We start from the raw sequence: 25,546 nt of genomic DNA on the forward strand, positions 1-25,546 counted from the left end.
TCCGCTGCGCATCATGACATAAAAATGGCCGCCCGTTAAGGGCGGCCATTTTGACATATTGTTCAGGCAAAGACGGTCTGCACCAGGACCATGTACAGGATGGTGCCGCCAAAGATGGAGAGCAGATTGTTGTGCTTCCACAGATGGAGGGCCACCACCACTGCCGCGGCGATGAAGCCGGGGAGCCACTGGCCCAGGGCGGCGGCCTCCAGCAGTCCGCCGGAGACAAGGCCGGTGGCAAAGGCGACGATATTGTCCTTGAGGCAGTAGACGATGAGCATGGCGATGATGGAGGGAGGCAGGACCCGGCCCAGATAGAGCACCAGCTTGGGAGGGTGCTCCCCCCGGTCGAAGAACAGGAAGGGCATGGCCCGGGTGAGGAAGGTGACGGCGGCCATCACGGCGATGGAGGCCACGGCCTGCAGGGGCGTCAGCATGTGCCCGCCTCCTTTCCGGCGGAGGCGGGGACGCCGGGGTCGTCCAGCCTGTCCCGCAAAAGGAGCAGCGCCAGCACGATGACCCCCAGCGCCGGGAGGAGCATATTGCTCTTGCCCACCAGCAGCAGGCTCACCAGAGTGGTGGCCGCGCCCAGCACGGCGGGCAGATGGCTCTTGTAGCTCTCCCACTGTTCCACGGCGATGACCACGAAGAGGGCGGTCATGGCGAAGTCGATGCCGGTGGTGTCGATGGGCAGCAGGGCCCCGGCCAGCGCGCCGATCACCGAACCCAGGATCCAGTAGGACTGGTCCAGCAGGGCAATGGAGAAATAGAAATTCCGGGGATTTACTCCCACCGGGGCCTGCACCGAGCTGAGCAGGGCATAGGTCTCGTCGGTAAGGGAGAAGATCATGTAGAATTTCCGAAGGCCCATGCCGCGGAATTTTTCCAGCATGGACAGGCCGTACACCAGGTGCCGGAAGTTGATGATCAGGGTCATCAGCGCCACGGTGCCCAGGGCGGCGCAGGAGGAGAGCAGGCTTACCCCCAGGTACTGCCCGGAGCCGGCGTAGATGGTCAGGCTCATGAAAAAGGCCCAGATAAAATTGTAGCCGATGGACTGGAGCATGAAGCCAAAGGCAATGCCGATGGCCAGATAGCCCATCAGGACCGGGATGGTCACCGGAAAGGCGGCGGCCAGTGCTTTGCGGTCCATAGGTTTGGTCACTTCCCCATTGAAATGATATAAAACGCGGAGTCTAATACGGTATTGTACTAAAAGAGCAGAGAAAATGCAAGCGGGGGCCGGCGCGGCTCCGGCAGTTTTTCATACCCGCAGGGACCGCGCCCGGCGGGGAGCGGCAGAGTACCATTTCACCGGAAAACGTGATACAATAGACAGGCCGCCCGCCGGGGGGCGGATTGTTCACAAAATGTGGTTGTTTTTTCAAAAGGGTCCGGTATAATACTGGTCATATATACCGGATAAGGAGGGCGGGATATGAAACGCCTGCTGCTTTTATATAATCCCCACGCGGGAAAGGGAAAGATCAAGAGCCGCATCCCCGATATCGTGGACAGCTTTACCAAGGCCGGCTGGCTGGTGACCATTCGGCCTACCCAGGGGAAGGGGGACGCCGTGACGGCGGCCGGAGAACTGGGCGGAGATTTTGACCGGGTGGTGTGCTGCGGGGGAGACGGAACCCTCCATGAGACGGTGACCGGCCTCATGAGTCTGCCATGCCGACCGCCGGTGGGCTATCTCCCGGCGGGGACCACCAACGATTTCGCCCGCAACCTCCATCTGCCCCGCAGCTACGCGGGCAAGACCGAGACTGCTGCCGGGGGCGTGCTGCGGCCGGTGGATATCGGCAGCTTCAACAGTGAGTATTTCATCTATGTGGCGGCCTTCGGCGCCTTTACCGATGTGGCCTACGACACGCCTCAGCAGTTCAAGAATATGTTCGGCCACCTGGCCTATCTGCTGGAGGGCGCCGCCCGTCTCACCTCCATCCAGTCCTACCGCCTGCGGGTGGAGCACGACGGCGGAATGGAGGAGGGCGACTTCATCTATGGCATGGTGAGCAACACCGTGTCGGTGGGGGGCTTTAAAGGGATCTCCCCCGACCTGGTGGAGCTGGACGACGGATTGTTCGAGGTGGTGCTGGTGCGCCAGCCCCAGAACGCCGCCCAGCTCCAGAGCATCATCCGGTCGCTGGTGCAGACCACGCCTGAGCCGGGCGGGGCGGTGGTGGCCTTCCGTACCGCCCATCTGCGGGTGACCTGCGCTGACGAGCTGCCCTGGACCCTGGACGGGGAATACGGCGGCGCGCCCCGGGTGGCTGAGATCCAAAACGTGAAACAGGCGGTGATGATCGCCCACGGGAAGTAGTCTCCCGGGCGGCTTTTCCGCCGAAAAAAGACTGGGAGCGAGACCATGGACTATGATGCGGGACAATATGATATCGCGGTGATCGGCGCGGGCCACGCGGGGATCGAGGCGGCCCTTGCCGCTGCCCGGATGGGACTGAAAACGCTGTGTTTTACGGTGAACCTGGACGCGGTGGGCAACATGCCCTGCAACCCGGCCATCGGCGGCACCGGAAAGGGCCACCTGGTCCGGGAGCTGGACGCCCTGGGCGGCGAGATGGCCCGGGCGGCCGACCGGGCCTGCATCCAGTACCGGGTGCTGAACAAGGGAAAGGGGCCGGCGGTGTGGTCCCTGCGGGCCCAGGCCGACCGGCGGGAGTACCAGAAGATCATGAAGCACACCCTGGAGCGGCAGGAAAACCTGTGGGTGAAGCAGGCCGAGGTCACCGGGATCTGCACGGAGGGCGGAGCGGTCTCCGCCGTGCGTACCGCCGCCGGGGCGGTGTACCGGGTGAAGGCGGCGGTGGTGGCCACCGGCACCCACCTGGGCGGGCGCACCATCATGGGCGAAGTGACCCGGGACTCCGGCCCTGACGGGCTGGCGGCCGCTCTCCCCCTGACAGACAGCCTGCGGGGGCTGGGGCTTTCCCTCCGCCGCTTCAAGACGGGCACCCCGCCCCGGGTCAACGCCCGCAGCGTGGATTTTTCCAAAATGGAGCTTCAGCCCGGGGACGAGACAACGGTCCCCTTCTCCTTTGAGACGGAGCAGCCCCCGCAGAACAGGGCGGTGTGCCACCTTACCTACACCAACCAGCGGACCCATGCGGTCATCCGGGCCAATCTGGACCGGTCTCCCCTTTTCTCGGGGGTCATCGAGGGGGTTGGGCCCCGGTACTGCCCCTCCATTGAGGACAAGGTGGTCCGCTTTGCCGACAAGGAGCGCCACCAGCTCTTCGTGGAGCCCATGGGGCTGGACACCGAGGAGCTGTACATCCAGGGCCTCTCCTCCTCCCTGCCTGAGGAGGTACAGGTGGCCATGATCCACACCATACCGGGCCTGGAGCGGGCCGAAATGACCCGTCCGGCCTATGCCATTGAGTACGACTGCGTGGACCCCACCGAACTGCTGCCCACCCTGGAGTGCAAAAAAGTGCCCGGCCTTTACGGAGCGGGTCAGTTCAACGGTTCCTCCGGCTATGAGGAGGCGGCGGTGCAGGGCTTTGTGGCGGGGGTGAACGCCGCCCTCAAGATTTTGGGCAGGCCTCCCATGGTCATCGGCCGGGATCAGGGGTACATCGGCGTTCTCATCGACGACCTGGTGACCAAAGGCACCAACGAGCCCTACCGCATGATGACCTCCCGCACCGAGTACCGCCTCCTCCACCGGCAGGACAACGCCGACCAGCGGCTGTGCCCCATCGGCCACCGGATCGGTCTGGTCAGCGACGAGCGCTGCCGCCGGGTGCTGGACAAGTACGCCGCCGTGGAAAAGGAGCGCAAACGGCTGGAGCACACCGGAGCCGCCCCCTCTCCCGCGCTGGACGAGATGCTCTCCGCCCATGGGGAGCCTCCGGCACCCAACGGCGCCCGGCTGGCCGACCTGCTGCGGCGGCCCCGCATCGGGTACGGGGATCTGGCCCCCTTTGACCCGGAGCGGCCCGGCCTCTCCGCCGCAGTGGCCGAGGCGGTGGAGATCGCCGTAAAGTATCAGGGCTATATCGACAAGCAGCTCCGCCAGGTGGAGGAGATGCGCCGGCTGGAGAGCCGGCTTCTCCCGCCGGATCTGGATTACCGGACGATGGAGGGCCTGCGGCTGGAGGCCCGGGAGAAGCTCAGCCGCATCCGCCCGCTGAATCTGGGACAGGCCAGCCGGATCTCCGGCGTGTCCCCCGCCGATGTGGCGGTACTTATGGTGGCGCTGGAGCGGTGAGTTTTCCCCGCCTACGGGCGGGACATGCGCTCGCCGCGCGGGCCGCCTGCCCGGCGAGGGCCCCATTTCTTTTGCCTAAAGAAATGGGGGAAAGAAAACGCCCAAAGGGGTGCACGGCCCCCCTTTGGAATCCCCTAATACGGGGGAGTTCTTACGCAGTGCCCACGTTGACAGAGCTCTTCCGCGCTGCCTGTGTGGCGCCTCCCCGCCGTATGTCTGCACCATGCGAGCGTGGCGGAGAGCTATCTTGATTTTGATGGCACCGGGGGAGCGGCCTTCGGATAGGGAGGGAGTCCAGAGGGAGGGCTGGGCCTCCCTCTGGCTCTTTTCTTTCCCCTTTCTTTTCGGGAAAAGAAAGGGGCGCCGTCCGCGCAGGACAACGCCCCCGCCCGCCCGCAGGCGGGCCAACCCCCGTCCCGCCCGTGGGCGGGCAGAACTTCCGGGTGAGCAAGAGGTGAGCATATGCGTGTAATGGATCTGTCCCACCCCATTTCCGGCGGGATGCCGGTATGGCCGGGGGACCCGGCGGCGGCGTTGGAGCGGGTTTCCGACGTGGAGCGGGACGGTTTTCAGGTGACCCGGCTGACCCTGGGCTCCCACACCGGCACCCATATGGACGCTCCGGGCCACGTGCTCCCCGGGGGAGCCACGCTGGACAGCCTGCCGCCCGGGACCTTTGTGGGGACGGCGGCGGTGACCCGGGGATTCCCCAGCCTGGAGGAGCTCTCCGCCCTGGAGGGGGTGGACTTTCTGCTCTTTTCCACCGGATGGGAGGGGGAATGGGGAAAACCAACGTATTTTTCCGGCTATCCTGTGCCGCCGCGGGGAATATTGGAGCGGATCGTCCACATGGGAGTAAAGGGTGTGGGGATGGATACCCCCTCTCCCGACACCCCCGACCGGCTGGACCACCACCGGCTGCTGCTGGGCGCGGGGCTGGTGGTGGTGGAAAACCTGACCGGGCTGGCGGCGCTGGCGGGGCAGATGATGCCCTTCTGCGCCCTGCCCCTTCCCTTCCGGGGGAGCGACGGCGGCCCGGTGCGGGCTTTGGCCTTTTTGGACGATCAGATGGAGGAATGACTTTGAACAAACCCAAGGTGGTGCTTGGCCTGTCCGGCGGAGTGGACTCCGCCGTGGCGGCCCGGCTTTTGCGCGAGAACTACGACGTGACCTGCCTCTGGCTGGACATCGGCCTGGGGGGCGGCGAGGACGCTGCCGCCGTGGCGGAGGAGCTGGGCCTGCCCTTTGAGACCGGGGACATCCGCCCGGCGCTGGAGGAGCGGGTCTGCGCTCCCTTTGCCGCCGGTTATCTGGCGGGACACACCCCCCTGCCCTGCGCGCTGTGCAACCCCACGGTGAAATTCCCCGCCCTGCTGGCTCTGGCCGGCCGGATCGGGGCGGACTGCGTGGCCACCGGGCACTATGCCCGGCGGGGGACCGGGGCCGATGGCCGGGCCCTGCTGCGCAAGGGGATGCCGGCCAACGACCAGTCCTATATGCTCGCCCGGCTGCCCCAGGAGATCCTGCGCCGCTGCGTGTTCCCCCTGGGGGAGCTGGAGAAGGCCCAGGTGCGGGCGCTGGCGGAGGATTCCGGCATCCCGGTGGCTCACAAGCCCGATTCCATGGAGATCTGCTTTATCCCCGACGGGGACTACGCCGCCTGGCTGGACCGCCGGGGGGCCACCCCGCCTCCCGGTAACTTTGTGGACCGGGAGGGCAGGGTGCTGGGCCGCCACCTGGGTATCCACCACTACACCCTGGGCCAGCGCCGGGGGCTGGGGGTCTCAGGTCCCCACCGCTATTTCGTCTCTGCCATCCGGCCGGAGCGCAACGAGGTGGTGCTCTCCGACGGCAGCGACCTCTATACCGACCTGGCCCGCTGCGCCGACCTGAACTGGATCGCCGTTCCGGGGCTGGAGGGGCCCATGGAGGTCACGGTCCGGCTCCGCCATTCCCGTACCGAGACCCCGGCAGTGATTCTGCCCCGGGGGGACGGGGTGGAGATCCGGATGAAAGAGCCCGCCCGGGCCCCCACGCCGGGCCAGCTGGCCGTTTTCTACCAGGAAGATATTGTAATAGGAAGCGGATGGATTATCTCTTAAAATTTGACAAATTACCCTTCCTGTGCTATACTGGAATAAATAAACCAGGGAGGGAAAGGGTTTGGAAAAGCGGATCTGTATGCTGTTTTTGGGGATAATGCTGCTTTTTCTGGCCGTCTGCGCCCCAGCTGCCGGCTCACTCCAGCCCGGCGAAGTCCGGGCCCTGCCGCTGACGGAGGAGGAAGAGTCGCTCCTGGCGTTGGCCGGCAGCGGGGAGAGCACCTGCGGCCTCTACTCCTGCGCTTGGGACGGGACGTCCGATCAGCTCAAGCTGGAGTTCCTCTCCCGGGTGGACGGAGAGTGGGTGACGGTCACCGACTTGGCCGGCGTGGACTACAGCGGCGGCAAGGCCCGGGAGACCTGCCGCTTCGGCGTGGTCCTCACAGAGGATGTGCTGACGGTGAATCTGGAGGACGGCTACAGTGTGTCTATTCCGCTGGCCGGCCTCCGGCCCGAGCTGGCAGAGACCAGCGACTGGGCCACCGGACGGAGCTGGAGCGAGGGCGGTATCTGCCAGGCGGGGGAGCGCCGCGGTGCTCCAGTGGAAATACGCATTGTAACAATGGCTGAATTCCATAAAAACGGCCCCTTTGAGCCATTTTTATGGAATTGCGCGGCCGCCGCCGCGCGAATAAACCGCAAAGCGGTTTATTCAGTAGACATTAGCTACGACCACGCCTATGCCATCACCGCCGTTTTCTGCGGAGCGGACGAATAAAACTCACTTGAGAGATAAAACAGCGGGTATTCCGGCCTTTGTGGAATACCCGCTGTTTTGTTTTGCACACTGCTTAATCCATAGGCAGGCCGGTGAGATACCGCCGCACCAGGTCGAAGGCGTTGTGGGCGGCCATGGTGCGCACCCGCTCCCGGCTCTGTCCGGCGTGGAGCTCCCGGACGTGGACGCAGTCCCCGGCGGCGATGGCCACAAAGACCAGGCCCACCGGGTTGCCCCGGTCGTCGGAATCCGGCCCGGCCACGCCGGTGGTGGAAACGGCGATGTCGCAGCCCAGCACCCGGCGGGCCCCCTCGGCCATGGCTCTGGCCACCGGGGCGGACACAGCGCCGTACTGGTCCAGCAGTTCCTGAGGCACCCCCAGCACGCCGTGCTTGACGGAATTGGTATAGCTGACTACGCCGCCCTTGTACACCGCCGAGATGCCGGGCAGGTCGGTGAGCCGTTTGGCGATGAGGCCGCCGGTGCAGCTCTCGGCGCTGCCCAGGGTGAGCCCCCGCTCCTTCAAAAGCGCTGCCGCCACCGCCTCCAGCGAGGGGACGTCGGCGCCGTAGATCTTGTCTCCGAACAGGGCGCGCAGCTCCTCCTCTACCGGGGCGGTGAGGGCCCTGGCCTCCTCCTCGGAAGGGGCCTTGGCGGTGATGCGCAGCTCGCACTCCCCCTCCTTGGCGTAGGGGGCCAGGGTGGGATTGGTCATGGCGTTCATCCGGTCCCGGAGCCGGTCCTCCATGGAGGACTCGCCCACGCCGAAGAGCTTCAGCGTCCGGGAGACGATGGCCCCGTCGGACAGGGACTGGAGGTAGGGCGCCGCCCGGTAACGGAACATGGCGGTACACTCCCTGGGGGGACCGGGGAGCATGATCACCCGTACCCCGCCCTCCTCAAAGGCGCAGCCGGGGGCGGTGCCCCAGTCGTTCTGGAAGGGGGTGCAGCCCTCGGGCAGGTAGAATTGCTGAAAGTTGTTCCCGGTCATGGGACGGCCGATGCCCTCAAAGAAGGCCCGGCAGCGGTCCTCGGCCTCCTGGTTGTGGACCAGGCGGCGGCCGAAGCACTCCGCCAGTACGTTTTTGGTCAGGTCGTCGCAGGTGGGGCCCAGGCCGCCGGTGGTGATAATGATGTCTGCCCGGGTCCGGGCCAGCTCCACCGCCGCCCGCAGGCGCTGGGGATTGTCCCCCACCACCGTGTGGTAGTAGACGTTGATGCCCAGGGCGGACAGCCCCTGGGAGAGCATCTGGGCGTCGGTGTTGGCGATGTTGCCCAGCAGCAGCTCGGTGCCCACGGCGATGAGTTCCGCGGTATAGGTCATAAAAGCACTTCCTTTTCTGTGGGAGGATTTCAGGGGGACGTTCCTATTAGGTTTACCAGCAGGCCGCCGCGATAGAAAGGGAAAAAGAGGACCGCCCCCGGGCAGTCCTCTTCGCGTTCAGGGGTCGATCTTGATGCGCTCGATGTGGTCCACCGCGTCCTTGACCATGGCGTCGATGTCCAGCAGCTTTTCGGCCTCGGCCACCTCGCCGGGCAGGGGACGCAGCCGGGGATGCCGGGGGGTAAAGACGGTGCAGCAGTCCTCATAGGGCAGGATGGAGGTGTCGTAGGTGTTGATCTTCCGGGCGATGGTGACGATCTCCTCCTTGTCCATGCCCACCACCGGGCGGAGGATGGGCAGGTCACACACGGCGCTGGTGCAGGCCATGGCCTCCATGGTCTGGCTGGCCACCTGGCCCAGGCACTCGCCGGTGACGATGGCGCCGGACTTGGTCCGCTCGGCTACCGCCTGGGCAATGCGCATCATAAAGCGGCGCATGAGGATGGTGAAAAGCTCCTCAGGGCACTTGCGGCGCAGCTCCTCCTGAATGGCGGTAAAGGGCACCACATGGACCATCAGCCGGCCGCACCAGGGGGTGAGCAGTTTGGCCAGGTCCAGCACCTTCTGCTTGGCCTCCTCCGAGGTGTAGGGGTAGGAGAAAAAGTGGACCATCTCCAGGGCCACGCCCCGCTTGGCGATCATCCAGGAAGCCACCGGGGAGTCGATGCCGCCGGAGAGCAGGCTCACCGCCCGGCCGTTGATGCCCACCGGCAGGCCGCCGGCGCCGGGCTCGGGATCGGCGTGGACATAGGCGGCGTAATCCCGCACCTCCAGATTGACGGTGAGCTCCGGGTGATGCACGTCCACCTTCAGATTGGGATAGAGCTCGTCCAGCTCGCCGCCCACATACTGGGAGAGCTGGATGGAGGTCATGGGGAAGCTCTTGTCCGCCCGCTTGGACTCCACCTTGAAGGTTTTGGCGGCGGACAGCCGGTCCCCCAGGTACTCCTGGGCGGTGCGGAGCATGGCGTCCTTGTCCTTGGCGCAGGCCCTGGCCCGGGACAGGCCCACCACGCCGAAGAGATGCTTCATGGACTCGTAGGCCCCGTCCAGGTCACAGTCGTCGTTCAGCGGCTCCACATACAGAGTGGACTGCTTGGAGTAGACCTTGAACTTGCCGAAGGGGCGCAGGCGGCGCTGGGCGTTGGCAATGAGCTTGTCCTCAAAGCTGCGGCGGTTCAGGCCCTTCAGGACCAGCTCCCCCAGCTTGAGCAGAATGATTTCATCCATGGATGGTGACTCCTTTTTTGTTGGTGGGGACATTATAACATATCGAACGGGTAAGATAAATCCCAATTGACAGGGCCGCGGGGAGTTACCGCCGGAAATAGGCGCTCTCCCGGTACTGGATGGCCTCGGCCAGGTGGGGGACCTGGATATCGGCGCTGCCCTCCAGGTCGGCGATGGTGCGGGCCACCCTTAAGATACGGTCATAGCTGCGGGCGGTAAGGCCCATGCGGTCAAATGCCCCTTTCATCACGGCCTGGCAGGCGCTGTCCAGCGGGCAGAACTCCTGCAGCTCCCGGGGGCCCATGTGGGCGTTGCAGTCGGGACCGGCTGCGCCGAAGCGGCCGGCCTGGACCGCCCGGGCGGCGTCCACCCGCTCCTTGATCTGGGCGGAGGACTCGGCTTTTGGCTTGCGGGAGAGCTCGTCGAATTCCAGGGCGGGGACTTCCACATACAGGTCGATGCGGTCCAGCAGGGGGCCGGAGAGCTTGCCCAGGTATTTTTTGACCTCTCCCTCCGAGCAGCGGCAGCGGCCGCCGGGGTGGCCGTACCAGCCGCACTTGCAGGGATTCATGGCGCACACCAGCATAAACCGGCTGGGGAACACCTCGCTGGCGGCGGCCCGGGAGATCTGGACCTTCCCCTCCTCCAGGGGCTGGCGGAGACACTCCAGCACGTCCTTGTGGAACTCGGGCAGCTCATCCAGAAAGAGCACGCCGTTGTGGGCCAGGGAGATCTCCCCCGGCCGGGGGACCGGGCTTCCTCCGCCTGCCATGCCGGTGGAGGAAATGCTGTGGTGGGGCGCACGAAAGGGGCGGCGCACCACCATGGGCTCCTCCCGGGAGGTCAGGCCCATGACCGAGTGGATCTCTGTGGCCTCCAGGGCCTCCCGCTCACTCAGGTCGGGCAGGATGGAGGGCAGCCGCCGGGCCAGCATGGACTTGCCCGAGCCGGGCGGGCCGATCATGGCGATGTTGTGTCCACCGGCGGCGGCGATCTCCAGCGCACGCTTGACCTGATCCTGTCCCTTCACGTCGGCAAAGTCCGGCCCCCCGGCGGTATGGGCCGGCGGGACCCAGGCAGCGGCGGGGGAAATGGGCGCCTCCCCCGTCAGGTGGGCCACCAGCTGTCCCACGCTCTCCACCGGGTAGACGGTGAGGCTGCCGGCCAGGGTGGCCTCGGCCGCCGAATCGGCCGGGACGTACAGCGCCGAGATACCGGCCCGCCGGGCGGCAAGAGCCATGGGGAGCATGCCGGTCACTGGACGCAGAGCGCCGGCCAGCGAGAGCTCCCCCACGAAAGCGGCCCGGGGATCGGGGGGCGGGAGCTGTCCACCGGCGGCCAGGATGCCCACCAGCATGGGCAGGTCGTACACCGTGCCGGCCTTCCGCCGGTCGGCAGGGGCCAGGTTCACCGTGATGCGTGAGACGGGAAAGCGGAAGCCGCAGTTCTTCACGGCAGAGCGGACCCGGTCCCGGGCCTCCTTCACCGCCGCGTCGGGCAGACCCACCACGTCAAAGGCGGGTAGGCCGTTGGAGAGGTCGCACTCCGCCATGACCTCGTATCCGGTCACGCCGTGGAGACCCAGCGAGCGAACTTTACAGAACATGGTTCCACCTGATTCCTTTCCTGTGGGATGGGGCGCTTCCGGCCGGAAAGAATGGCCGGAGCAAAAAAATAGGAATGACCAGTTTACTCTTTCGAAAGTCATATCCCCTTCGTATACATGATAGCCCATTTTATGCTTTTTTTCAATTGAAATGGAGAGTTTAGATAGAGTTACTATTTTTAACCACGATTTTTTTACTGGAAATAATATTTCTTTTCCGTGAAGCGATTTACAAAAAGAAAGGTTGGTGTTAGAATGAACACGACGCTGCAAAGGAAAACCACACAAGGAGGAATCGTTTTATGGCTCGAAAGCTGAAAACGATGGACGGCAACACAGCGGCCGCCCACGTATCTTACGCATTTACTGAGGTTGCGGGCATCTACCCCATCACCCCCTCCAGCCCCATGGCCGACAACGTGGACCAGTGGGCCGCCGCGGGCCGCAAGAATATCTTCGGCACCACCGTCAAGGTCGTGGAGATGCAGTCTGAGGCCGGCGCTTCCGGCACCGTGCACGGCTCCCTGGCCGCCGGCGCCCTGACCACCACCTACACCGCCTCTCAGGGCCTGCTGCTGATGATCCCCAACATGTACAAGATCGCCGGTGAGCTGCTGCCCTGCGTGTTCCACGTGTCCGCCCGTACCGTGGCGTCCCACGCGCTGAACATCTTCGGCGACCACTCCGACGTCATGGCCTGCCGCCAGACCGGCTTCGCCATGCTGGCCGAGGGCAACGTGCAGGAGGTCATGGACCTGTCCGCCGTGGCTCACCTGGCCACCATCAAGTCCCGCGTGCCCTTCATCAACTTCTTCGACGGCTTCCGTACCTCCCATGAGATCCAGAAGGTTGCCATCTGGGATTACGAGGATCTGGCCGAGATGTGCGACATGGACGCCGTGGAGGCCTTCCGCAAGCGCGCGCTGAACCCCGAGCGCCCTGTGATGCGCGGCTCTCATGAGAACGGCGACGTGTTCTTCCAGCACCGCGAGGCCTGCAACCCCTACTACGACGCCGTCCCCGGCATCGTGGAGGAGTACATGGGCAAGGTCAACGCCAAGCTGGGCACCGACTATCAGCTCTTCAACTACTATGGCGCCGCCGACGCTGACCGCGTCATCATTGCCATGGGCTCCATCTGCGACGTGGCTGAGGAAGTCATCGACTACCTGAACGCCCACGGCGAGAAGGTGGGCCTGGTGAAGGTCCGCCTGTACCGGCCCTTCCGCGCCGACAAGCTGCTCGCCGCCATCCCCGCCACCGCCACCAAGATCGCCGTGCTGGACCGCACCAAGGAGCCCGGCGCCCAGGGCGAGCCTCTCTACCTGGACGTGGTCACCGCCTTTGCCAACGCCGGCCGTCAGGCTACCATTATCGGCGGCCGCTACGGCCTGGGCAGCAAGGATACTCCTCCCCGCAGCGTGTTCGCCGTGTACGAGGAGCTCTCCAAGGCCGAGCCCAAGCGCCAGTTCACCATCGGCATCGAGGACGACGTCACCAACCTGTCCCTGCCCGAGCACAAGGCGCCCAACACCGCCGCTGAGGGCACCATCGAGTGCAAGTTCTGGGGCCTGGGCGGCGACGGTACCGTCGGCGCCAACAAGAACTCCATCAAGATCATCGGCGACCACACCGACAAGTACGTGCAGGCCTACTTCCAGTACGACTCCAAGAAGACCGGCGGCGTGACCGTGTCTCACCTGCGCTTCGGCGACAAGCCCATCAAGAGCCCCTACTACATCAACAAGGCCGACTTCGTGGCCTGCCACAACCCCTCCTACATCATCAAGGGCTTCCCCATGGTCCGCGACGTGAAGGACGGCGGCGTGTTCCTGATCAACTGCCAGTGGAGCGATGAGGAGCTGGACAAGCATATGCCCGCCGTGGCCAAGCGCTACATCGCCGAGCACAACGTCCAGGTCTACACCATCGACGCCATTGACCTGGCCGCCAAGATCGGCATGGGCAAGCGCACCAACACCATCCTCCAGTCCGCCTTCTTCTCCCTGGCCAAGGTGATGCCCCAGGCTGAGGCCATCCAGTACATGAAGGATGCCGCCACCCATTCCTACCTGAAGAAGGGCCAGGACGTGGTGGATATGAACCACAAGGCCATCGAGGCCGGCGCCACCGCCTTCAAGAAGTTCGACGTGCCCGCCTCCTGGGCCACCGCCGAGGACTGCGTCTGCGAGACCGAGCTCACCGGCCGCCCCGCCACCGTGAAGATGGTCAAGAACCTGCTGGTGCCCATCGACAAGATGGACGGCGACAGCCTGCCCGTGTCCGCCTTCACCGATCACGTGGACGGCACCTTCGAGCTGGGCGCCGCCGCCTATGAGAAGCGCGGCGTTGCCGTCAGCGTTCCCACCTGGGACCAGAGCAAGTGTATCCAGTGCAACCAGTGCTCCTATGTCTGCCCCCACGCCACCATCCGTGCCTACGCGCTGACCGACGAGGAGGCCGCCAAGGCTCCCGCCGGGTCCAAGATCGTGGACATCAAGGCCGGCAAGGGCAAGGGCACCTATAAGTTTGCCATCGCCGTCTCCCCCCTGGACTGCATGGGCTGCGGCGTCTGCGCCAAGGTCTGCCCCGTCCAGGCTCTGACCATGGTTCCCCAGGAGCAGGAGGCCGCTCAGCAGAAGGTCTTCGACTACATGGTGGCCGAGGTCGCCGAGAAGAAGGACATGGCCTCTTCCGCCAACGTGAAGGAGAGCCAGTTCAAGCAGCCCATGCTGGAGTTCTCCGGCTCCTGCGCCGGCTGCGCCGAGACCGCCTATGCCCGCCTGGTGACCCAGGTCTGCGGCGAGCGGATGTATATCTCCAACGCCACCGGCTGCTCCTCCATCTGGGGCGGCCCCGCCGCTACCTCTCCCTACACCGTCAACAAGTGCGGTCAGGGTCCCGCCTGGGCCAACTCCCTGTTTGAGGACAACGCCGAGCACGGCCTGGGCATGTACTTCGGCCAGAAGGCTATCCGCAACAGCCTGATGGAGAAGGTCAAGGCTGTGGCTGCCGACGAGCGCGCCAGCGCCGAGCTGAAGGCCGCCGCCGACAAGTTCTTCGAGACTGCCGAGGACGGCGCCGCCAACGGCGAGGCTACCGCCGCGCTGGTGGCCGAGCTGGAGAAGGCCGCCGCTGCCGGCTGCCCCGTCTCCAAGGAAATCCTGGACAAGAAGGAGTTCCTGTCCAAGAAGGCCGTGTGGATCTTCGGCGGCGACGGCTGGGCTTACGACATCGGCTACGGCGGTCTGGACCACGTCCTGGCCTCCGGCGAGGATGTGAACGTCTTCGTCTTCGACACCGAGGTCTACTCCAACACCGGCGGACAGGCCTCCAAGGCCTCCAACATCGGCCAGGTGGCTCAGTTCGCCGCGGCCGGCAAGCGGGTGGCCAAGAAGTCCCTGAGCGAGATCGCCATGCAGTACGGCTATGTGTACGTGGCCCAGGTGGCCATGGGCGCCAACCCCGCTCAGACCCTGAAGGCCATCAACGAGGCCGTCAGCTATCACGGTCCCTCCCTCATCATCGGCTACGCTCCCTGTGAGATGCACTCCATCAAGGGCGGCATGACCAACTGCCAGTCCGAGATGAAGAAGGCCGTGGAGTGCGGCTACTGGAACCTGTTCCGGTTCAACCCCGCCGCCAAGGCCGAGGGCAAGAACCCCTTCACCCTGGACTCCAAGGCGCCCGCCGGCGGCTATCAGGAGTTCCTGATGAACGAGGCCCGCTACTCCTCCCTGACCCGTTCCTTCCCCGACCAGGCCAAGGAGCTGTTCGCTCAGAACGAGGAGGCTGCCAAGGCCCGCTACGAGCACCTGGTGAAGCTGACCGAGCTGTACAAGTAAGCGCAATTCCTTGTGTGTGTGATTTGCCCGCCCCGGCTGTGCCGGGGCGGGCTCTTTATACAGCGGGGAAGGACCTCCGGACAGAGTGGGAGCAGATATCTTCAGGATGTATTGACAGGATACATGTTTTTCCGTATCCTAATATTACAGACAGAACGAAAGACAGTATCGAAGTGAGGAGTCGTATCCATGTCTCAGCAAATGACAAAACCCAGCCGCTATGAGCGGGACCTGACGGAGGGCAGCGTGGTCAAGCAGCTGATCCTGTTCGCTCTCCCCTTTCTGGCCTCCAACCTGGTCCAGTCCTTCTACAGTGTGGCTGATATGCTCATCGTGGGCAATTTCAGCGGCAACATCAGCATGTCGGGCGTCAACATCGGCAGCCAGATCACCTTTATCCTCACCAATCTGGTGGTGGGATTGTGCACCGGCGGCACCATCCTCATCGCCCAGGCCATGGGCCGGAAGGAGCGCAAGGTGATGGAGGAGGTCACGGCCACCCTGATGACCACCCTGCTCATCGCCGGCGCGGTGATCACGGTGCTGATGATCTTCCTGCGGGTGCCGGTGCTCCGGCTGATCCAGACCCCCGCCGCCGCCTTTGAGGAGGCTGACCGGTATCTCACCGTCACCTGTGCCGGTATCATCTTCATCTTTGCCTACAACGTGCTCAGTGCCGTGCAGCGGGGTATGGGGGATTCCAAGCGGCCCTTCTACTTTGTCACCATCGCCTGCGTGACCAATATCGTGCTGGACCTGGTGCTGGTGGCCGGGTTCTCCATGGGGGCCCTGGGCGCCGCCATTGCCACCGTGTTCTCCCAGGGGCTGAGCGTGGTGCTGTGCATGGTCACCCTGGTGCGGGACGGCTTTGTGTTCGACTTCAAACCCGGATCCTTCCGCATCAACCGCCATTACATGACCCATATCTTCCGTCTGGGCCTGCCCTCAGCGGTGCAGAACGGCGTGACCAGCCTGTCCTTTCTGATCATCACGGTGCTCACCAACATCATTGGCCAGGAGAACGCCTCGGCCGCGGTGGGGGTGGTGTCCAAGTTCAACGGCTTTGCCATCATGCCCGCCATCGCCCTGGGGGCCTCCATCTCCACGGTGTGCGCCCAAAACATCGGCGCCGACCGGTGGGACCGGGCGATCAAGACCTGCTGGATCGGCACCGGCATCGCCTATGCCATCAGCGCCGTGATCTTCCTCATCGCCCGGCTCTTCCCCGCACAGATCATCGGGCTGTTCAACCAGGAGCCGGAGCTCGTCGAGTACGGCGTGGTGTATATGAAGTCCTTCTGCTTTGACTATCTGCTGGTCCCCCTGTGCTTCTGCATCAACGGCATTTTCATCGCCAGCGGACACACCACCTTCTCCCTGCTCAACAACATGATGTCGGCCCTGCTCCTGCGCATCCCGGTGTGCATCCTGTTCTCCCTGGTGCTGGATATGGGGATGTTCGGCGTGGGCCTGGGCGCCCCGGCGGCGTCGGTGGGCTCCCTGATCATCATCCTGATTTACTATTTCTCGGGCAAGTGGAAAAACAACGTGGCTGCCGTATAAAACTTCATGCGCGGGCAGCGCACTGCTGCACAGCAAAAACGAACCGGACCGGAGATCTTTGGATCTCCGGTCCGGTTTTTGCGTCTCAGTCCAGCAGGGCCCGGTAGAGTGCCAGGTCGGCGTCAGTAAATACGTTAAAGACCACCTGCTTCACATGGGGGCAGCGGTCCAGGGTCTGCCGGACGGTGTCCACGGCGATGGGGGCGGCCTGGCCGGGCGGGAAGCCGTATACCCCGGTGGAAATGCAGCAAAAGGCCACGCGTTCCAGCGCGTGGGCCTCGGCCAGCTCCAGGCAGGAGCGGTAGCAGGAGGCCAGAGCGTCCCGGTGGGCCTGGGTCAGTTCTCCCCGCACCGCAGGCCCCACGGTGTGGAGCACATACCGGGCGGGGAGTTGGAAGCCGGGGGTCAGCTTGGCCCGGCCGGGGGGCTCCTCATGGCCCTGGGCCTCCATCAGCGCATGGCAGGCCAGCCGCAGCTGAATGCCGGCGGCGGAATGGATGGCATTGTCGATGCAGCTGTGCAGGGGAAGAAAGCACCCCAGCAGGGCGGAGTTGGCGGCATTGACGATGGCGTCACACCGCAGCAGGGTGATATCGCCCTGCCACAGGGAGAGCCGGCTGTCCAGGGGCGAAGGGGGCAGACCGGCGGCGTCCGCCACCGGCTTATGGGAGAGCTCTTCCTGCAAAATGGCATCCTGAAGGGCCAGCAGTTCGGGGTCGATGGGCTTGGGGGGACGGACGTTCATCAGGGCGCGGAGCAGTTTGCGCCGCTCGGCATGGGACTCGGGCAGGACCACGGGCCTGCCCGCCTCCTCCAGCAGGGCCCGGAGCAGCGTGTCCAGAGACTGGTCGAGATCCATGTATAAGAGCCTCCTTTGCGTGGTGGTGCCATCAGTTTATCACAGGCAGAGGGAGGTTTCCATGTTCTTTTTACTGACAGGGGCCGAAAGAAATGATATAATGACGAAAAACGTTCCTTCCGCGGCCATGGAAGGACGGCGGGAAAGGGATCAGGATATGGAACAGAAGATCACGCTGCCCAACGGCGTGCGCATCGTCACTGAGCGGATGCCGGGGGTGCGCTCGGCGGCCCTGGGCATCTGGGTGGGTACCGGCTCCCGCCACGAGAAGGCGGCGGAGAACGGGGCGGCCCATTTTATCGAGCATATGGTGTTCAAAGGTACCGAACACCGCACGGCGGCACGTCTGGCCGAGGAGATGGACGCGGTGGGGGGCCAGATCAACGCCTTCACCACCAAGGAGTGCACCTGCTTCCACGCCCGGGTGCTGGACACCCATCTCCCCCGGGCCACCGACATCCTGTGCGACATGTTCTTTTGCTCCCGGTTTGACGAGCGCGACGTGCGCACCGAGCGGGGCGTGATCCTGGAGGAGATCGGCATGTGCGACGACAACCCGGAGGACCTGTGCGCCGAGCGTCTGGCCGCCGCGGTGTTCAAGGGCTCGCCGCTGGCCCGGCCCATCCTGGGCCGGCGCGCCACGCTGGAGAAGATGGACGGCGTTTGGCTCAAGCGATACATGTGCGGGCACTACCGGCCCGACCGGGTGGTGGTGGCCCTGGCGGGCAGCTTCCGGGAGCGGGACGTGGAGGAGCTGAAGGAACGCTTCGGCGCCATGGGGCCCGGCCGGCCCCAGATCGAGAAGGCGGCGGCCTATGCCCCCGCCTTTACCCTGAAGCGGAAGAGCGGCGAGCAGAACCATCTGACCCTGGCTTTCCCCGGATTGTCCTACCGTGACGAGCGGCGCTTTGCTCTTCAGCTGCTGTCCACCACTCTGGGCAGCGGCATGTCCTCCCCTTTGTGGCAGGAGGTGCGGGAGAAGCGGGGACTGTGCTACTCCATCTATTCCTACACTGCGGGACATGCGGATACCGGGCTCTTCGCCATTTACACCGCCCTGGGCAGGGAGACCGAGGCGGAGGCTCTGGCCACCATCTGCGGCGTGGTGCGGGACTATGTGCGCCACGGGGTCACCGCCGCGGAGCTGGACCGGGCCAGAGAGCAGGCAAAGGCCAATATCCTCATGGGACTGGAGTCCACCCAGGCCCGCATGAGCCGCCTGGGCCGGTGCGAGCTGTTTCAGGACCGGGTGGCGGACCCGGACGAGATCATCGCGGCCTACGACGCCGTGACGCCCGAGGACGTCCGCACCCTGGCGGAGGAGCTCTTTGACTTTGCGCGCGCGTCCCTCTCGGCAGTGGGCCGGGTGAGGAGCGAAGAGGAATACCGTACCCTGATCGGATGCTGAGATACCGGAAAACAGAAGAAAACGGAGGAAATATACATGGATACCTGTGAGGTACTGATCCGCAACGCGAACGTATTTGATGTGGGCAAGGGGCTGGATATCGCCGTGCGGGACGGGAAGATCGTTCAGATCGGCCCTGACCTGCCCATGACCGCCCCCACCGAGCTGCGGGCCGACAACAAGCTGGTGGTCCCCGGCCTTGTGGAGTCCCACACTCATCTGGACAAGTCCTTTACCGCCGTGGATGAGGATACCCCCACCCTGCAGGAGGCCTATGGCATTTTTGCCCGCTATCTGGCCAAAATCCCGCCGGAGGGGATGGTGGAGGACATCAAGGCCCGCTCCCGCCGGGTGCTGGACTGGGAGCTGGCGTCGGGCGCCAGCGCGGTGAAGAGCCATGTGCTGGTGTGTCCCCAGTGGGGCATGGGCTCCCTTCAGGCCATCAACGAGCTGAAGGAGGAGTACCGGGGCCGGCTGGACCTCTATAACATCACCCAGTGGACGCCTGAGTACGACCGGGAGTTCCGCGCTGCCGCGAAGGCCGGGGAGATCGACTTCATCGCTGGCTACCCGCTCTTTACCGACGACCCCATGGGCAACATCGACCAGGTATTCGCCCTGGCGGAGGAATACGGCCTCCCTCTGGACCTGCACATCGACGAGCGGGACGAGCCCGATATCAGCTGCTTCCTCAGCGTCATCGAGCACACCAGGCGCTATCACATGGAGGGCCGGGTGACCTGCGGCCATGTCACCGCCCTGTGCGCCGTGGAGGACGAGCCGGCCCACCGGGCCATCTGCGAGGCGGTGGAGGCCGGCATCAATATCATCACCCTCCCCTCCTGCAACATGTTCCTCATGGGCCGGAAGGACAGGCAGCCCATCCGCCGGGGCGTTACCCGGGTGGACGAGTTCCTGAAGGCCGGGGCCAACGTGGCGGTGGCCTCCGACAACGTGCGGGACCCCTACCGCCCCTTCGGCAACGGCGACCTGCTGGAGGAGGCCCTCTTCGCCGCCCAGGTGCTGCAGTACGGCACGGCGGACCAGCTGGACGAAGTCATGCGGATGATCACCACCCGCCCCGCCCGCAATACCATGATCCCGGACTACGGCCTGGCCCAGGGCTGCCGGGCCGACCTGGTGATCCTGGACGCCCCCACCGCCAAGGAGGCCATCATTAGCCAGTCGGAGCGGCTCTATGTGCTCAAGGGCGGCAGGATCGTGGTGAAGGACGGCAGGATCCTGTAAAAAACGAGTAAAAACGTGCCCCCGGACAATAGCTGGGTGTCCATAAGACAGTGAATCCTCCGTATGTTGCAATCATACGGAGGATTGTTTTCTACACATGATTCAAACTTGCCGACGGCGAACGGTTGGTCAAAACCGTTTGCGAACGGCAAGTCCACAGGGAATAGCCGCTGTAACGGCGCAAGGGGATGCAGCCACCTTGTGGTCATGTCGTGACGCAACATTCTCAGTCATGCAATTTTTTCTGCTGACGGAGAATGAAGCAACCCAGGACGCACGCTGCTCCCGGTAGGAGAGTATAGAAGTGCGCCCTTTCGTTCCTAAAGGGTTTTCAACAGCCTGACAAACTGAAATTTGTTATTCTGTCTTATAAATCTGATGAGACTGCCAAATGGTTACTTTTTTGCCGTCTATTTCGATGGTCTTTCCTTTTTCTGCCCCATCAATACGGACTTTTATATCGATTATTTCTCCATTCTGAATTGCCTCAAGAAGGCTGTCGTCAGCTTGTTCAGCTTCGCCTGCAAACTTCAGCACGCTTGTGGCTAAATAAAAGGTTTTTCCGTTATCTTCAATTACCGCCAACGGCCCAACATACTCTCCAACCTGAACATATCCGGTTAATACGCCATCAATATCCTTCACCTTATTTGAGCATGCAGCAAGTGTCACAACCATAAGTACTGCAAGCACCATAGCAATCATTCTTTTCATTATACACCCCTCCATCAAATTATAATTTACCTTACTCTTTTGCTGAATAAAGTATATTAGTAAAATATGAAAAAGTCTACCAGCCACACAGGAAAACGCCCGAAGAAGTTTAGGATTCTTCGGGCGTACTCAATACTGTTTTACGGACACCGTCTTATTGTCCGGGGGCACGTTTGCTGCAATTCAGGAGGAAGCGGCGCTCTTGCGGCGGTAGTGGACCAAGAGCAGCAGCGTGACAGCGACCACCGCCGCCACCAGGACGCCCGCGAGGACCATGGGCCGCGCCAGAAGGGAGGGGGCGGGGATGTCAGCGGGATCGGCGGCGGGTATCAGGTCGTAGTGGATTTCGGTCACCGGCAGGTCGGTCTCGGTGGGCTCCGAGATGCAGATCCAGAAATCCCGATTGCCCATGTAGTAGGCACAGTGTCCCCAGAGCCTGCCGTCCGGGCCGGGATAGAGCAGATCGAAGTCCGGGTGTTCCATATAGTCGGGATCCAGAGTCAACTCGTAGGAGTCAGCCGATCCGGGGAAGGCCCAGGCCAGAACCGTTCCCTCGGCGGGCAGGCCCTCCAGAGGTCCGTCCTGATAGGGCCGCAGCTCACCGGCGTGCTCCTCCTGAAAGGACTGGCTGTCGTATTGGACCACCAGGCTGTCCATGGCGATCCAGCTGGTGGAGGAGTCATGGCCGTAGGCGTTCCGGACCCCGCCGTCCCCGTCCCGGGCGTACTCCACCAGCGCCCAGGCGGGGGACTCCCCAGGGTAGACGAAGGAGACCTGGAGCACGGCGCCGTTGGGCAGACGGTCCGCGGCGGCGGACTGACCGGGGGTGCGGAAGAGCTCCACATATCCCTCCGGGCCGTTGAGGATGTAGGAGCGGTTTATATAGGCGCATTCGTCGGAGTGGGCGGCGTAGAAATCATCCTCCGGCTCCCAGATCACGTCGGCCAGGGCGGGGACGGACAGCCCCAGGACGAGGGGCAGGGCGAGAAGCAGTGTGAAAAGTCGTTTCATGGCAGGTTCCTTCCTTTCATCCGAATATGCTCAGGAGCAGCCGGCCCGTCCCGTAGGAGAACAGGTTGGCCAGCAGGGAAAAGCGCCAGGGATGGAGGAAATCCCTCCCGCCGCAGCGGGCATAGCACAGCGCCTCGGTCAGGATCGCGGCCCCCTCCAGCGGAAGCTGGACGGCCATCCGGGGGAGGGCGCTCCGCTGAGAGAGCAAAAAGTAGAAAAAAACCACCGCCGGGTTGGTGAGCAGATTGACCAGCGCCACCAGCAGCAGCGGGCGGCCCCGCACCCCGGAGAGGAGGGCGAAGGTCAGCTCCAGCACCAAAGTGAGCCCCAGGGACAGGGCCAGGGCGGTAAAGATGGGGGGAGTCATGACGCCGCCTCCCTCAGTCCGGGCAGGAGGAGGACAAAAGAGAGCACACAGGCGGCGGCCCCGGCCCGGGGCGTCAGGGACAGGGCCCCGCTTCCCAGACAGACCGGCAGGAAGCCCAGGAAGAGCCCGAAGGTGAGCAGGCCGAAGGAGAAGCCCTTGGCCCCGGGCAGCAGCCGGGCCGCTGCCCACAGGGTGAGGGGCATGGTCATGTTGAAGAGAAAGACCGCAGCCAGTCCCAGTGCCGGCCGGTCCCCCAGGCAGAAGCAGACCGCCGCCCCCGCCAGGGAGAAAAGGGCGGTCTTTTGCACGCCCAGCCGGTCGGCCAGCACTCCGCCTGCCGCCTTCCCCGCCGCCAGGGCGGGGACCAGCAGCACCGGCCAGAGCCCCACGTCCCGCCAGGGGAAGGAAACTGCCATGCCCACACAGGAGCGGAGAACCACCACCAGCAGCAGGGCCGCCAGGGGGAGGAGCCGCTTTCGTGAGGGCAGGGAGAAGGGGGCGCAGCGGGGTCCGTCGAAGAAGAGCCGCCGCCGGAGCAGGACCAGCGCCGCCCCCGCCCCGGCGCAGAGGAGTGGGGGGAGAAGAAGGTCGAGCTGCCCTCCCCTGCCCCACAGGCCACCCAGCCAGAGTCCCACCGCGCCGGGAGAGACGAAGGGCCCCAGGGCGGCGCAGCGGCGCCCGGCGCCGTTGAGCACCTCCAGCCCGCCGCCCACGTGAAAGAGGGCGTTGCCCACCCCGGCCAGGACGGCGGCGCCCATGGCGGGCATGGGGAGATAGGCCAGTGCCGTCAGGCAGCAGCCCAGCCCTGCCAGCGCGCCGCTGCGGTCCAGCCGGTCGGCCAGCAGGCCAATGGGCATCTGCAGGGCGAAGGCGCAGAAGTTATAGACCAGCAGGAGGCTCACCCGGTCCCCGGCGGGGAGCAGAACGCGGAAGGCCAGAAAGGCGCAGGAAAAGTCCACCAGACAGTGGGCCAGGGCGTAGGCCCCGGTCATGGCGCGCGGCTTCAAAGGCGCTCCCCCCTCTTATATGTCGTATTGTCCCATTAGACGGATAGAGACGGAAAAAGTTCCCTCCGGCGGCAAAAAGGGACAAAAAGGTCCCGCATACCGGGGCGGTATGCGGGACCTGTCCGGCCGGATCAGGGCCGGTTCTTGCGGAGCAGGCGGATGTCCTCCCCGTAGAAGGGAAGCACCCGGTATTCCCCCTCCAGCCGGGAGGCGATCTGCCCGGCATAGCGGCGGCGCACCTCGTCCATGGACAGGTTGGAGGAGATGACGGTGCGGCGCATCGCGGTGAGGCGGGTGTTCACCAGAGTGTAGAGGGCGGACTGGACGAAGGGGGTGGTCATCTCGCTGCCCAGGTCGTCCAGAATGAGCAGGTCGCAGTTCAGGTAGCGGCGGGTCTCGTCCCGGGCGTCCCGCACGTCCAGCTCGTCCCGGGAGAACTTCTGTTCCTCGAACTTGGCAAAGATGTTCACCGCCGTGTCGTACACCACAGAGTACCCCCGCTCCAGCACGGTACGGGCGATGCAGGCCGAGAGGAAGGTCTTGCCCAGGCCGGGAGCGCCGGTGAGGAACAGGTTGCGGTAGACAAAGTTGGGGAAGCGGCTGGCATAGCTGTAGCACACGTCCCGGATGAACTCCATCCGCTCCCGGGGGGACTCGGTCTCCCCCGGCCAGGGGCGGTCGCTGTAGTAGTCCAGGGAGAAGGAGTCGAAGGACTGTTCCCCCAGATCCAGCAGCTTGGAAAGGTCCTTGATCTGCTCCTGAGCGCACAGCCGCTGGAGACACTCGCACATCCGGGCCCCCACCCAGCCGCTGTCCCCGCATTTGGAGCAGGCGGGGGTATCGTCCAGGGCGTCGGCACTGTAGCCGTTCTGGAGCAGGAGCTCCCGCCGCTGGGCCTGGAGGGCCTGGTTATTGCGCTTTACGTCCTCGATGGCGGGGCCGGAGTCCGCGCCGCTGCGCAGCGAGGCGGCCACGATGTCCAGATAGGTGCGGCTGAGGGCCCGGTCGATGCGGGCAAGCTGGGGCAGGCGGCGGTAGAGCTCCTGCCGGCGGCGGTCAAAGTCGGCCTCCCGCCGGGAGCGCTGCTCTGCCAGTCGCTGGGTGGCCCGGCGGACCACATTGGGATCATATGCCATGGACTATATACCTCCCTTCCCCGGGGCATCCTGCTGCTGGCGGAGGTACTCCCGCATCCGCTCCAGGTCCTCCCGCACCCGGCGGTCGGCCTCGCCGGCGGGGGCGGGGCGGGCCGCCGCGGAGGGGCGGACGGGAGCCGAATCTCCGGACTGGATGGCAGCCACGGTGTGCAGCCCCTTCCGGTGCCAGCTTTTCAGGATGGAATTCATATAGGGCCAGTTCATGGACTGCTTCTGGAGCACGGTGCGCTCGTAGGCCAGGCGGATGGCGGCGTCCTCGAAGCCCATCTCCACCCAGGAGGCAATGTATTTGCGCTCCTGCTCCACCGGCTGCCGGCCCTGGATGCCCAGCAGGGGCAGAATGGCGCCGGTGCGGGTGCGCAGCTCGGCGAGCTTGCGCAGGTGGGCCTCGGCGGCCTCGGGGGTGTCCACCCCCAGGCGGTGCCAGACAAAGCCCTCCTTCTGGATCTGGGAGAGGCGGGGTTTGCGGCCCGCGCCGTATTTCCGCTCCATCTCCTCCACGCAGTAGCTCACCAGCAGCATGATGACCTCTGCCGGAAGGGAGAGATAGTCATAGAGCGTGTAGAGCATCTTCAGGTCGGAGGTGGACAGGATCTTGCCCAGGCGGCGCTGGACCTCCCCCACCAGGGCGGGGAAGGAGGAGGAAGCATCCTCCAGCTCCCGGGTCAGGTCGGCGGCGGTGTACTCGGGCGGGGCGTCGGGCTCCGGCGGGGCGGGAGGGGGCGCTGCCGCCTGGTCCCGACCGGCCAGCCCCAGCTCCACCAGGACGGAAAAGGCGGCGGACACCCGGTCCGGGTCCCATTTGAGGGTGTGGGCGGCGGCCCGGGGCTCCAGCACGCCCCCCTTCCGCAGCAGGAAGAGATAGAGCAGGGCGGCGTCCCCATTGCCGGAGGCCATCAGGCGGTCCGCCGTGTCGGCGGAGAGGGACAGGATGCTGCCGGGATAGAGCAGTTTTCCGGCCATGGGATACACCTCCTTCGGATGGACCGACGCGGAATCTCGGTCAGTATGTATCATCATACCACGAAACCGGGGTTGGGAAAAGGATGCGGGAGGGAAAAATTCATAAGATGGCTATTTTTCTTTCCCT

21 protein-coding genes are annotated in these 25,546 nt (G+C 64.6%); 9 read left to right on the forward strand and 12 right to left on the reverse strand.

Annotated elements, in window-relative coordinates:
• Positions 1-62: 62 nt before the first annotated feature.
• Both ACTNBZ_RS03110 and ACTNBZ_RS03115 read right to left on the reverse strand, forming a co-directional pair.
• Positions 63-437 (reverse strand): branched-chain amino acid transporter permease, encoded by a 375-nt coding sequence (locus tag ACTNBZ_RS03110; RefSeq protein WP_441208192.1) that lies wholly within the window; start codon positions 435-437, stop codon positions 63-65.
• The gene (locus ACTNBZ_RS03115) at positions 431-1,153 is read right to left on the reverse strand and encodes an AzlC family ABC transporter permease (protein WP_441208193.1); all 723 of its coding nucleotides are present in this window, start codon (positions 1,151-1,153) and stop codon (positions 431-433) included. Before ACTNBZ_RS03115 ends, ACTNBZ_RS03110 begins: the two co-directional genes overlap by 7 nt.
• Positions 1,154-1,438: 285 nt before the next feature.
• Between ACTNBZ_RS03115 and ACTNBZ_RS03120 the strand changes: the two genes are divergently transcribed.
• The 5 genes from ACTNBZ_RS03120 to ACTNBZ_RS03140 all read left to right on the forward strand — a co-directional run bounded on the left by ACTNBZ_RS03120 (position 1,439) and on the right by ACTNBZ_RS03140 (position 7,057).
• Positions 1,439-2,329, forward strand: a complete 891-nt coding sequence (locus ACTNBZ_RS03120) for a diacylglycerol/lipid kinase family protein (protein ID WP_441208194.1) — start codon at positions 1,439-1,441, stop codon at positions 2,327-2,329.
• 45 nt (positions 2,330-2,374) lie between these two features.
• The gene (gene mnmG, locus ACTNBZ_RS03125) at positions 2,375-4,237 is read left to right on the forward strand and encodes a tRNA uridine-5-carboxymethylaminomethyl(34) synthesis enzyme MnmG (protein ID WP_441208195.1); all 1,863 of its coding nucleotides are present in this window, start codon (positions 2,375-2,377) and stop codon (positions 4,235-4,237) included.
• Between the two features lie 462 nt (positions 4,238-4,699).
• Positions 4,700-5,317 carry a cyclase family protein gene (locus ACTNBZ_RS03130; RefSeq protein WP_441208197.1) on the forward strand — a complete coding sequence of 206 codons (618 nt, stop codon included), beginning with the start codon at positions 4,700-4,702 and terminating at the stop codon, positions 5,315-5,317.
• A 2-nt stretch (positions 5,318-5,319) separates the two neighbouring features.
• Entirely contained in the window at positions 5,320-6,339 is a 1,020-nt protein-coding gene (gene mnmA / locus ACTNBZ_RS03135; RefSeq protein WP_441208198.1) for a tRNA 2-thiouridine(34) synthase MnmA, read from the forward strand.
• 61 nt (positions 6,340-6,400) lie between these two features.
• The gene (locus tag ACTNBZ_RS03140) at positions 6,401-7,057 is read left to right on the forward strand and encodes a hypothetical protein (protein WP_441208199.1); all 657 of its coding nucleotides are present in this window, start codon (positions 6,401-6,403) and stop codon (positions 7,055-7,057) included.
• 73 nt (positions 7,058-7,130) lie between these two features.
• Here the strand turns inward: ACTNBZ_RS03140 and ACTNBZ_RS03145 are convergent, their stop codons facing one another.
• From ACTNBZ_RS03145 to ACTNBZ_RS03155, 3 genes are all read right to left on the reverse strand, one after another.
• A complete protein-coding gene (locus tag ACTNBZ_RS03145) occupies positions 7,131-8,381 on the reverse strand; it encodes a competence/damage-inducible protein A (RefSeq protein ID WP_441208201.1) in 1,251 nt (416 codons plus the stop codon).
• Between the two features lie 117 nt (positions 8,382-8,498).
• Positions 8,499-9,671 (reverse strand): tRNA uracil 4-sulfurtransferase ThiI, encoded by a 1,173-nt coding sequence (gene thiI / locus ACTNBZ_RS03150; RefSeq protein ID WP_441208203.1) that lies wholly within the window; start codon positions 9,669-9,671, stop codon positions 8,499-8,501.
• Between the two features lie 85 nt (positions 9,672-9,756).
• On the reverse strand, positions 9,757-11,277 hold the full coding sequence (locus ACTNBZ_RS03155; RefSeq protein ID WP_441208204.1) for a YifB family Mg chelatase-like AAA ATPase: 1,521 nt from the start codon (positions 11,275-11,277) through the stop codon (positions 9,757-9,759).
• A 302-nt stretch (positions 11,278-11,579) separates the two neighbouring features.
• Between ACTNBZ_RS03155 and nifJ the strand changes: the two genes are divergently transcribed.
• Together nifJ and ACTNBZ_RS03165 are read left to right on the forward strand one after the other, a co-directional pair.
• Positions 11,580-15,122, forward strand: a complete 3,543-nt coding sequence (nifJ, locus tag ACTNBZ_RS03160) for a pyruvate:ferredoxin (flavodoxin) oxidoreductase (RefSeq protein ID WP_441208206.1) — start codon at positions 11,580-11,582, stop codon at positions 15,120-15,122.
• 189 nt (positions 15,123-15,311) lie between these two features.
• Positions 15,312-16,685 (forward strand): MATE family efflux transporter, encoded by a 1,374-nt coding sequence (locus tag ACTNBZ_RS03165; protein WP_441208207.1) that lies wholly within the window; start codon positions 15,312-15,314, stop codon positions 16,683-16,685.
• An 85-nt stretch (positions 16,686-16,770) separates the two neighbouring features.
• On the opposite strand, the gene ACTNBZ_RS03170 is transcribed toward ACTNBZ_RS03165, so the two are convergent.
• The gene (locus ACTNBZ_RS03170) at positions 16,771-17,544 is read right to left on the reverse strand and encodes a protein-ADP-ribose hydrolase (protein ID WP_441208208.1); all 774 of its coding nucleotides are present in this window, start codon (positions 17,542-17,544) and stop codon (positions 16,771-16,773) included.
• Between the two features lie 157 nt (positions 17,545-17,701).
• On the opposite strand from ACTNBZ_RS03170, the gene ACTNBZ_RS03175 reads away from it, so the two are divergent.
• Both ACTNBZ_RS03175 and ACTNBZ_RS03180 read left to right on the forward strand, forming a co-directional pair.
• Positions 17,702-18,952 carry a M16 family metallopeptidase gene (locus tag ACTNBZ_RS03175; RefSeq protein ID WP_441208209.1) on the forward strand — a complete coding sequence of 417 codons (1,251 nt, stop codon included), beginning with the start codon at positions 17,702-17,704 and terminating at the stop codon, positions 18,950-18,952.
• A 36-nt stretch (positions 18,953-18,988) separates the two neighbouring features.
• Positions 18,989-20,200, forward strand: coding sequence for an amidohydrolase family protein (locus ACTNBZ_RS03180; RefSeq protein ID WP_441208210.1), 1,212 nt, complete (start codon positions 18,989-18,991; stop codon positions 20,198-20,200).
• Positions 20,201-20,557: 357 nt separating this feature from the next.
• On the opposite strand, the gene ACTNBZ_RS03185 is transcribed toward ACTNBZ_RS03180, so the two are convergent.
• From ACTNBZ_RS03185 to ACTNBZ_RS03210, 6 genes are all read right to left on the reverse strand, one after another.
• On the reverse strand, positions 20,558-20,914 hold the full coding sequence (locus ACTNBZ_RS03185) for an LptM family lipoprotein (protein WP_441208211.1): 357 nt from the start codon (positions 20,912-20,914) through the stop codon (positions 20,558-20,560).
• 183 nt (positions 20,915-21,097) lie between these two features.
• On the reverse strand, positions 21,098-21,925 hold the full coding sequence (locus ACTNBZ_RS03190) for a hypothetical protein (RefSeq protein ID WP_441208212.1): 828 nt from the start codon (positions 21,923-21,925) through the stop codon (positions 21,098-21,100).
• Positions 21,926-21,941: 16 nt separating this feature from the next.
• Complete coding sequence (locus ACTNBZ_RS03195; RefSeq protein WP_441208213.1) at positions 21,942-22,292, reverse strand: hypothetical protein; 351 nt, start codon at positions 22,290-22,292, stop codon at positions 21,942-21,944.
• Positions 22,289-23,299 carry a hypothetical protein gene (locus ACTNBZ_RS03200; RefSeq protein ID WP_441208214.1) on the reverse strand — a complete coding sequence of 337 codons (1,011 nt, stop codon included), beginning with the start codon at positions 23,297-23,299 and terminating at the stop codon, positions 22,289-22,291. Before ACTNBZ_RS03200 ends, ACTNBZ_RS03195 begins: the two co-directional genes overlap by 4 nt.
• 131 nt (positions 23,300-23,430) lie before the next feature.
• On the reverse strand, positions 23,431-24,435 hold the full coding sequence (locus tag ACTNBZ_RS03205) for an ATP-binding protein (protein ID WP_441208216.1): 1,005 nt from the start codon (positions 24,433-24,435) through the stop codon (positions 23,431-23,433).
• 3 nt (positions 24,436-24,438) lie between these two features.
• Positions 24,439-25,419: a DnaD domain protein gene (locus tag ACTNBZ_RS03210; protein ID WP_441208217.1), complete on the reverse strand. Its 981-nt coding sequence runs from the start codon at positions 25,417-25,419 to the stop codon at positions 24,439-24,441.
• Positions 25,420-25,546 lie beyond the last annotated feature (127 nt).

The sequence above is a fragment of the Pseudoflavonifractor sp. HCP28S3_F10 genome (assembly GCF_052065415.1).
GTDB lineage: Bacteria > Bacillota > Clostridia > Oscillospirales > Oscillospiraceae > Pseudoflavonifractor_A.

Coding starts and splice junctions, on each gene's coding strand:
- ACTNBZ_RS03110 (WP_441208192.1), bottom strand. CDS start 437: ATGCTGACGCCCCTGCAGGCCGTGGCCTCCATCGCCGTGATGGCCGCC.
- ACTNBZ_RS03115 (WP_441208193.1), bottom strand. CDS start 1,153: ATGGACCGCAAAGCACTGGCCGCCGCCTTTCCGGTGACCATCCCGGTC.
- ACTNBZ_RS03120 (WP_441208194.1), top strand. CDS start 1,439: ATGAAACGCCTGCTGCTTTTATATAATCCCCACGCGGGAAAGGGAAAG.
- mnmG (WP_441208195.1), top strand. CDS start 2,375: ATGGACTATGATGCGGGACAATATGATATCGCGGTGATCGGCGCGGGC.
- ACTNBZ_RS03130 (WP_441208197.1), top strand. CDS start 4,700: ATGCGTGTAATGGATCTGTCCCACCCCATTTCCGGCGGGATGCCGGTA.
- ACTNBZ_RS03145 (WP_441208201.1), bottom strand. CDS start 8,381: ATGACCTATACCGCGGAACTCATCGCCGTGGGCACCGAGCTGCTGCTG.
- thiI (WP_441208203.1), bottom strand. CDS start 9,671: ATGGATGAAATCATTCTGCTCAAGCTGGGGGAGCTGGTCCTGAAGGGC.
- ACTNBZ_RS03155 (WP_441208204.1), bottom strand. CDS start 11,277: ATGTTCTGTAAAGTTCGCTCGCTGGGTCTCCACGGCGTGACCGGATAC.
- nifJ (WP_441208206.1), top strand. CDS start 11,580: ATGGCTCGAAAGCTGAAAACGATGGACGGCAACACAGCGGCCGCCCAC.
- ACTNBZ_RS03165 (WP_441208207.1), top strand. CDS start 15,312: ATGTCTCAGCAAATGACAAAACCCAGCCGCTATGAGCGGGACCTGACG.
- ACTNBZ_RS03170 (WP_441208208.1), bottom strand. CDS start 17,544: ATGGATCTCGACCAGTCTCTGGACACGCTGCTCCGGGCCCTGCTGGAG.
- ACTNBZ_RS03175 (WP_441208209.1), top strand. CDS start 17,702: ATGGAACAGAAGATCACGCTGCCCAACGGCGTGCGCATCGTCACTGAG.
- ACTNBZ_RS03180 (WP_441208210.1), top strand. CDS start 18,989: ATGGATACCTGTGAGGTACTGATCCGCAACGCGAACGTATTTGATGTG.
- ACTNBZ_RS03185 (WP_441208211.1), bottom strand. CDS start 20,914: ATGAAAAGAATGATTGCTATGGTGCTTGCAGTACTTATGGTTGTGACA.
- ACTNBZ_RS03190 (WP_441208212.1), bottom strand. CDS start 21,925: ATGAAACGACTTTTCACACTGCTTCTCGCCCTGCCCCTCGTCCTGGGG.
- ACTNBZ_RS03195 (WP_441208213.1), bottom strand. CDS start 22,292: ATGACTCCCCCCATCTTTACCGCCCTGGCCCTGTCCCTGGGGCTCACT.
- ACTNBZ_RS03205 (WP_441208216.1), bottom strand. CDS start 24,435: ATGGCATATGATCCCAATGTGGTCCGCCGGGCCACCCAGCGACTGGCA.
- ACTNBZ_RS03210 (WP_441208217.1), bottom strand. CDS start 25,419: ATGGCCGGAAAACTGCTCTATCCCGGCAGCATCCTGTCCCTCTCCGCC.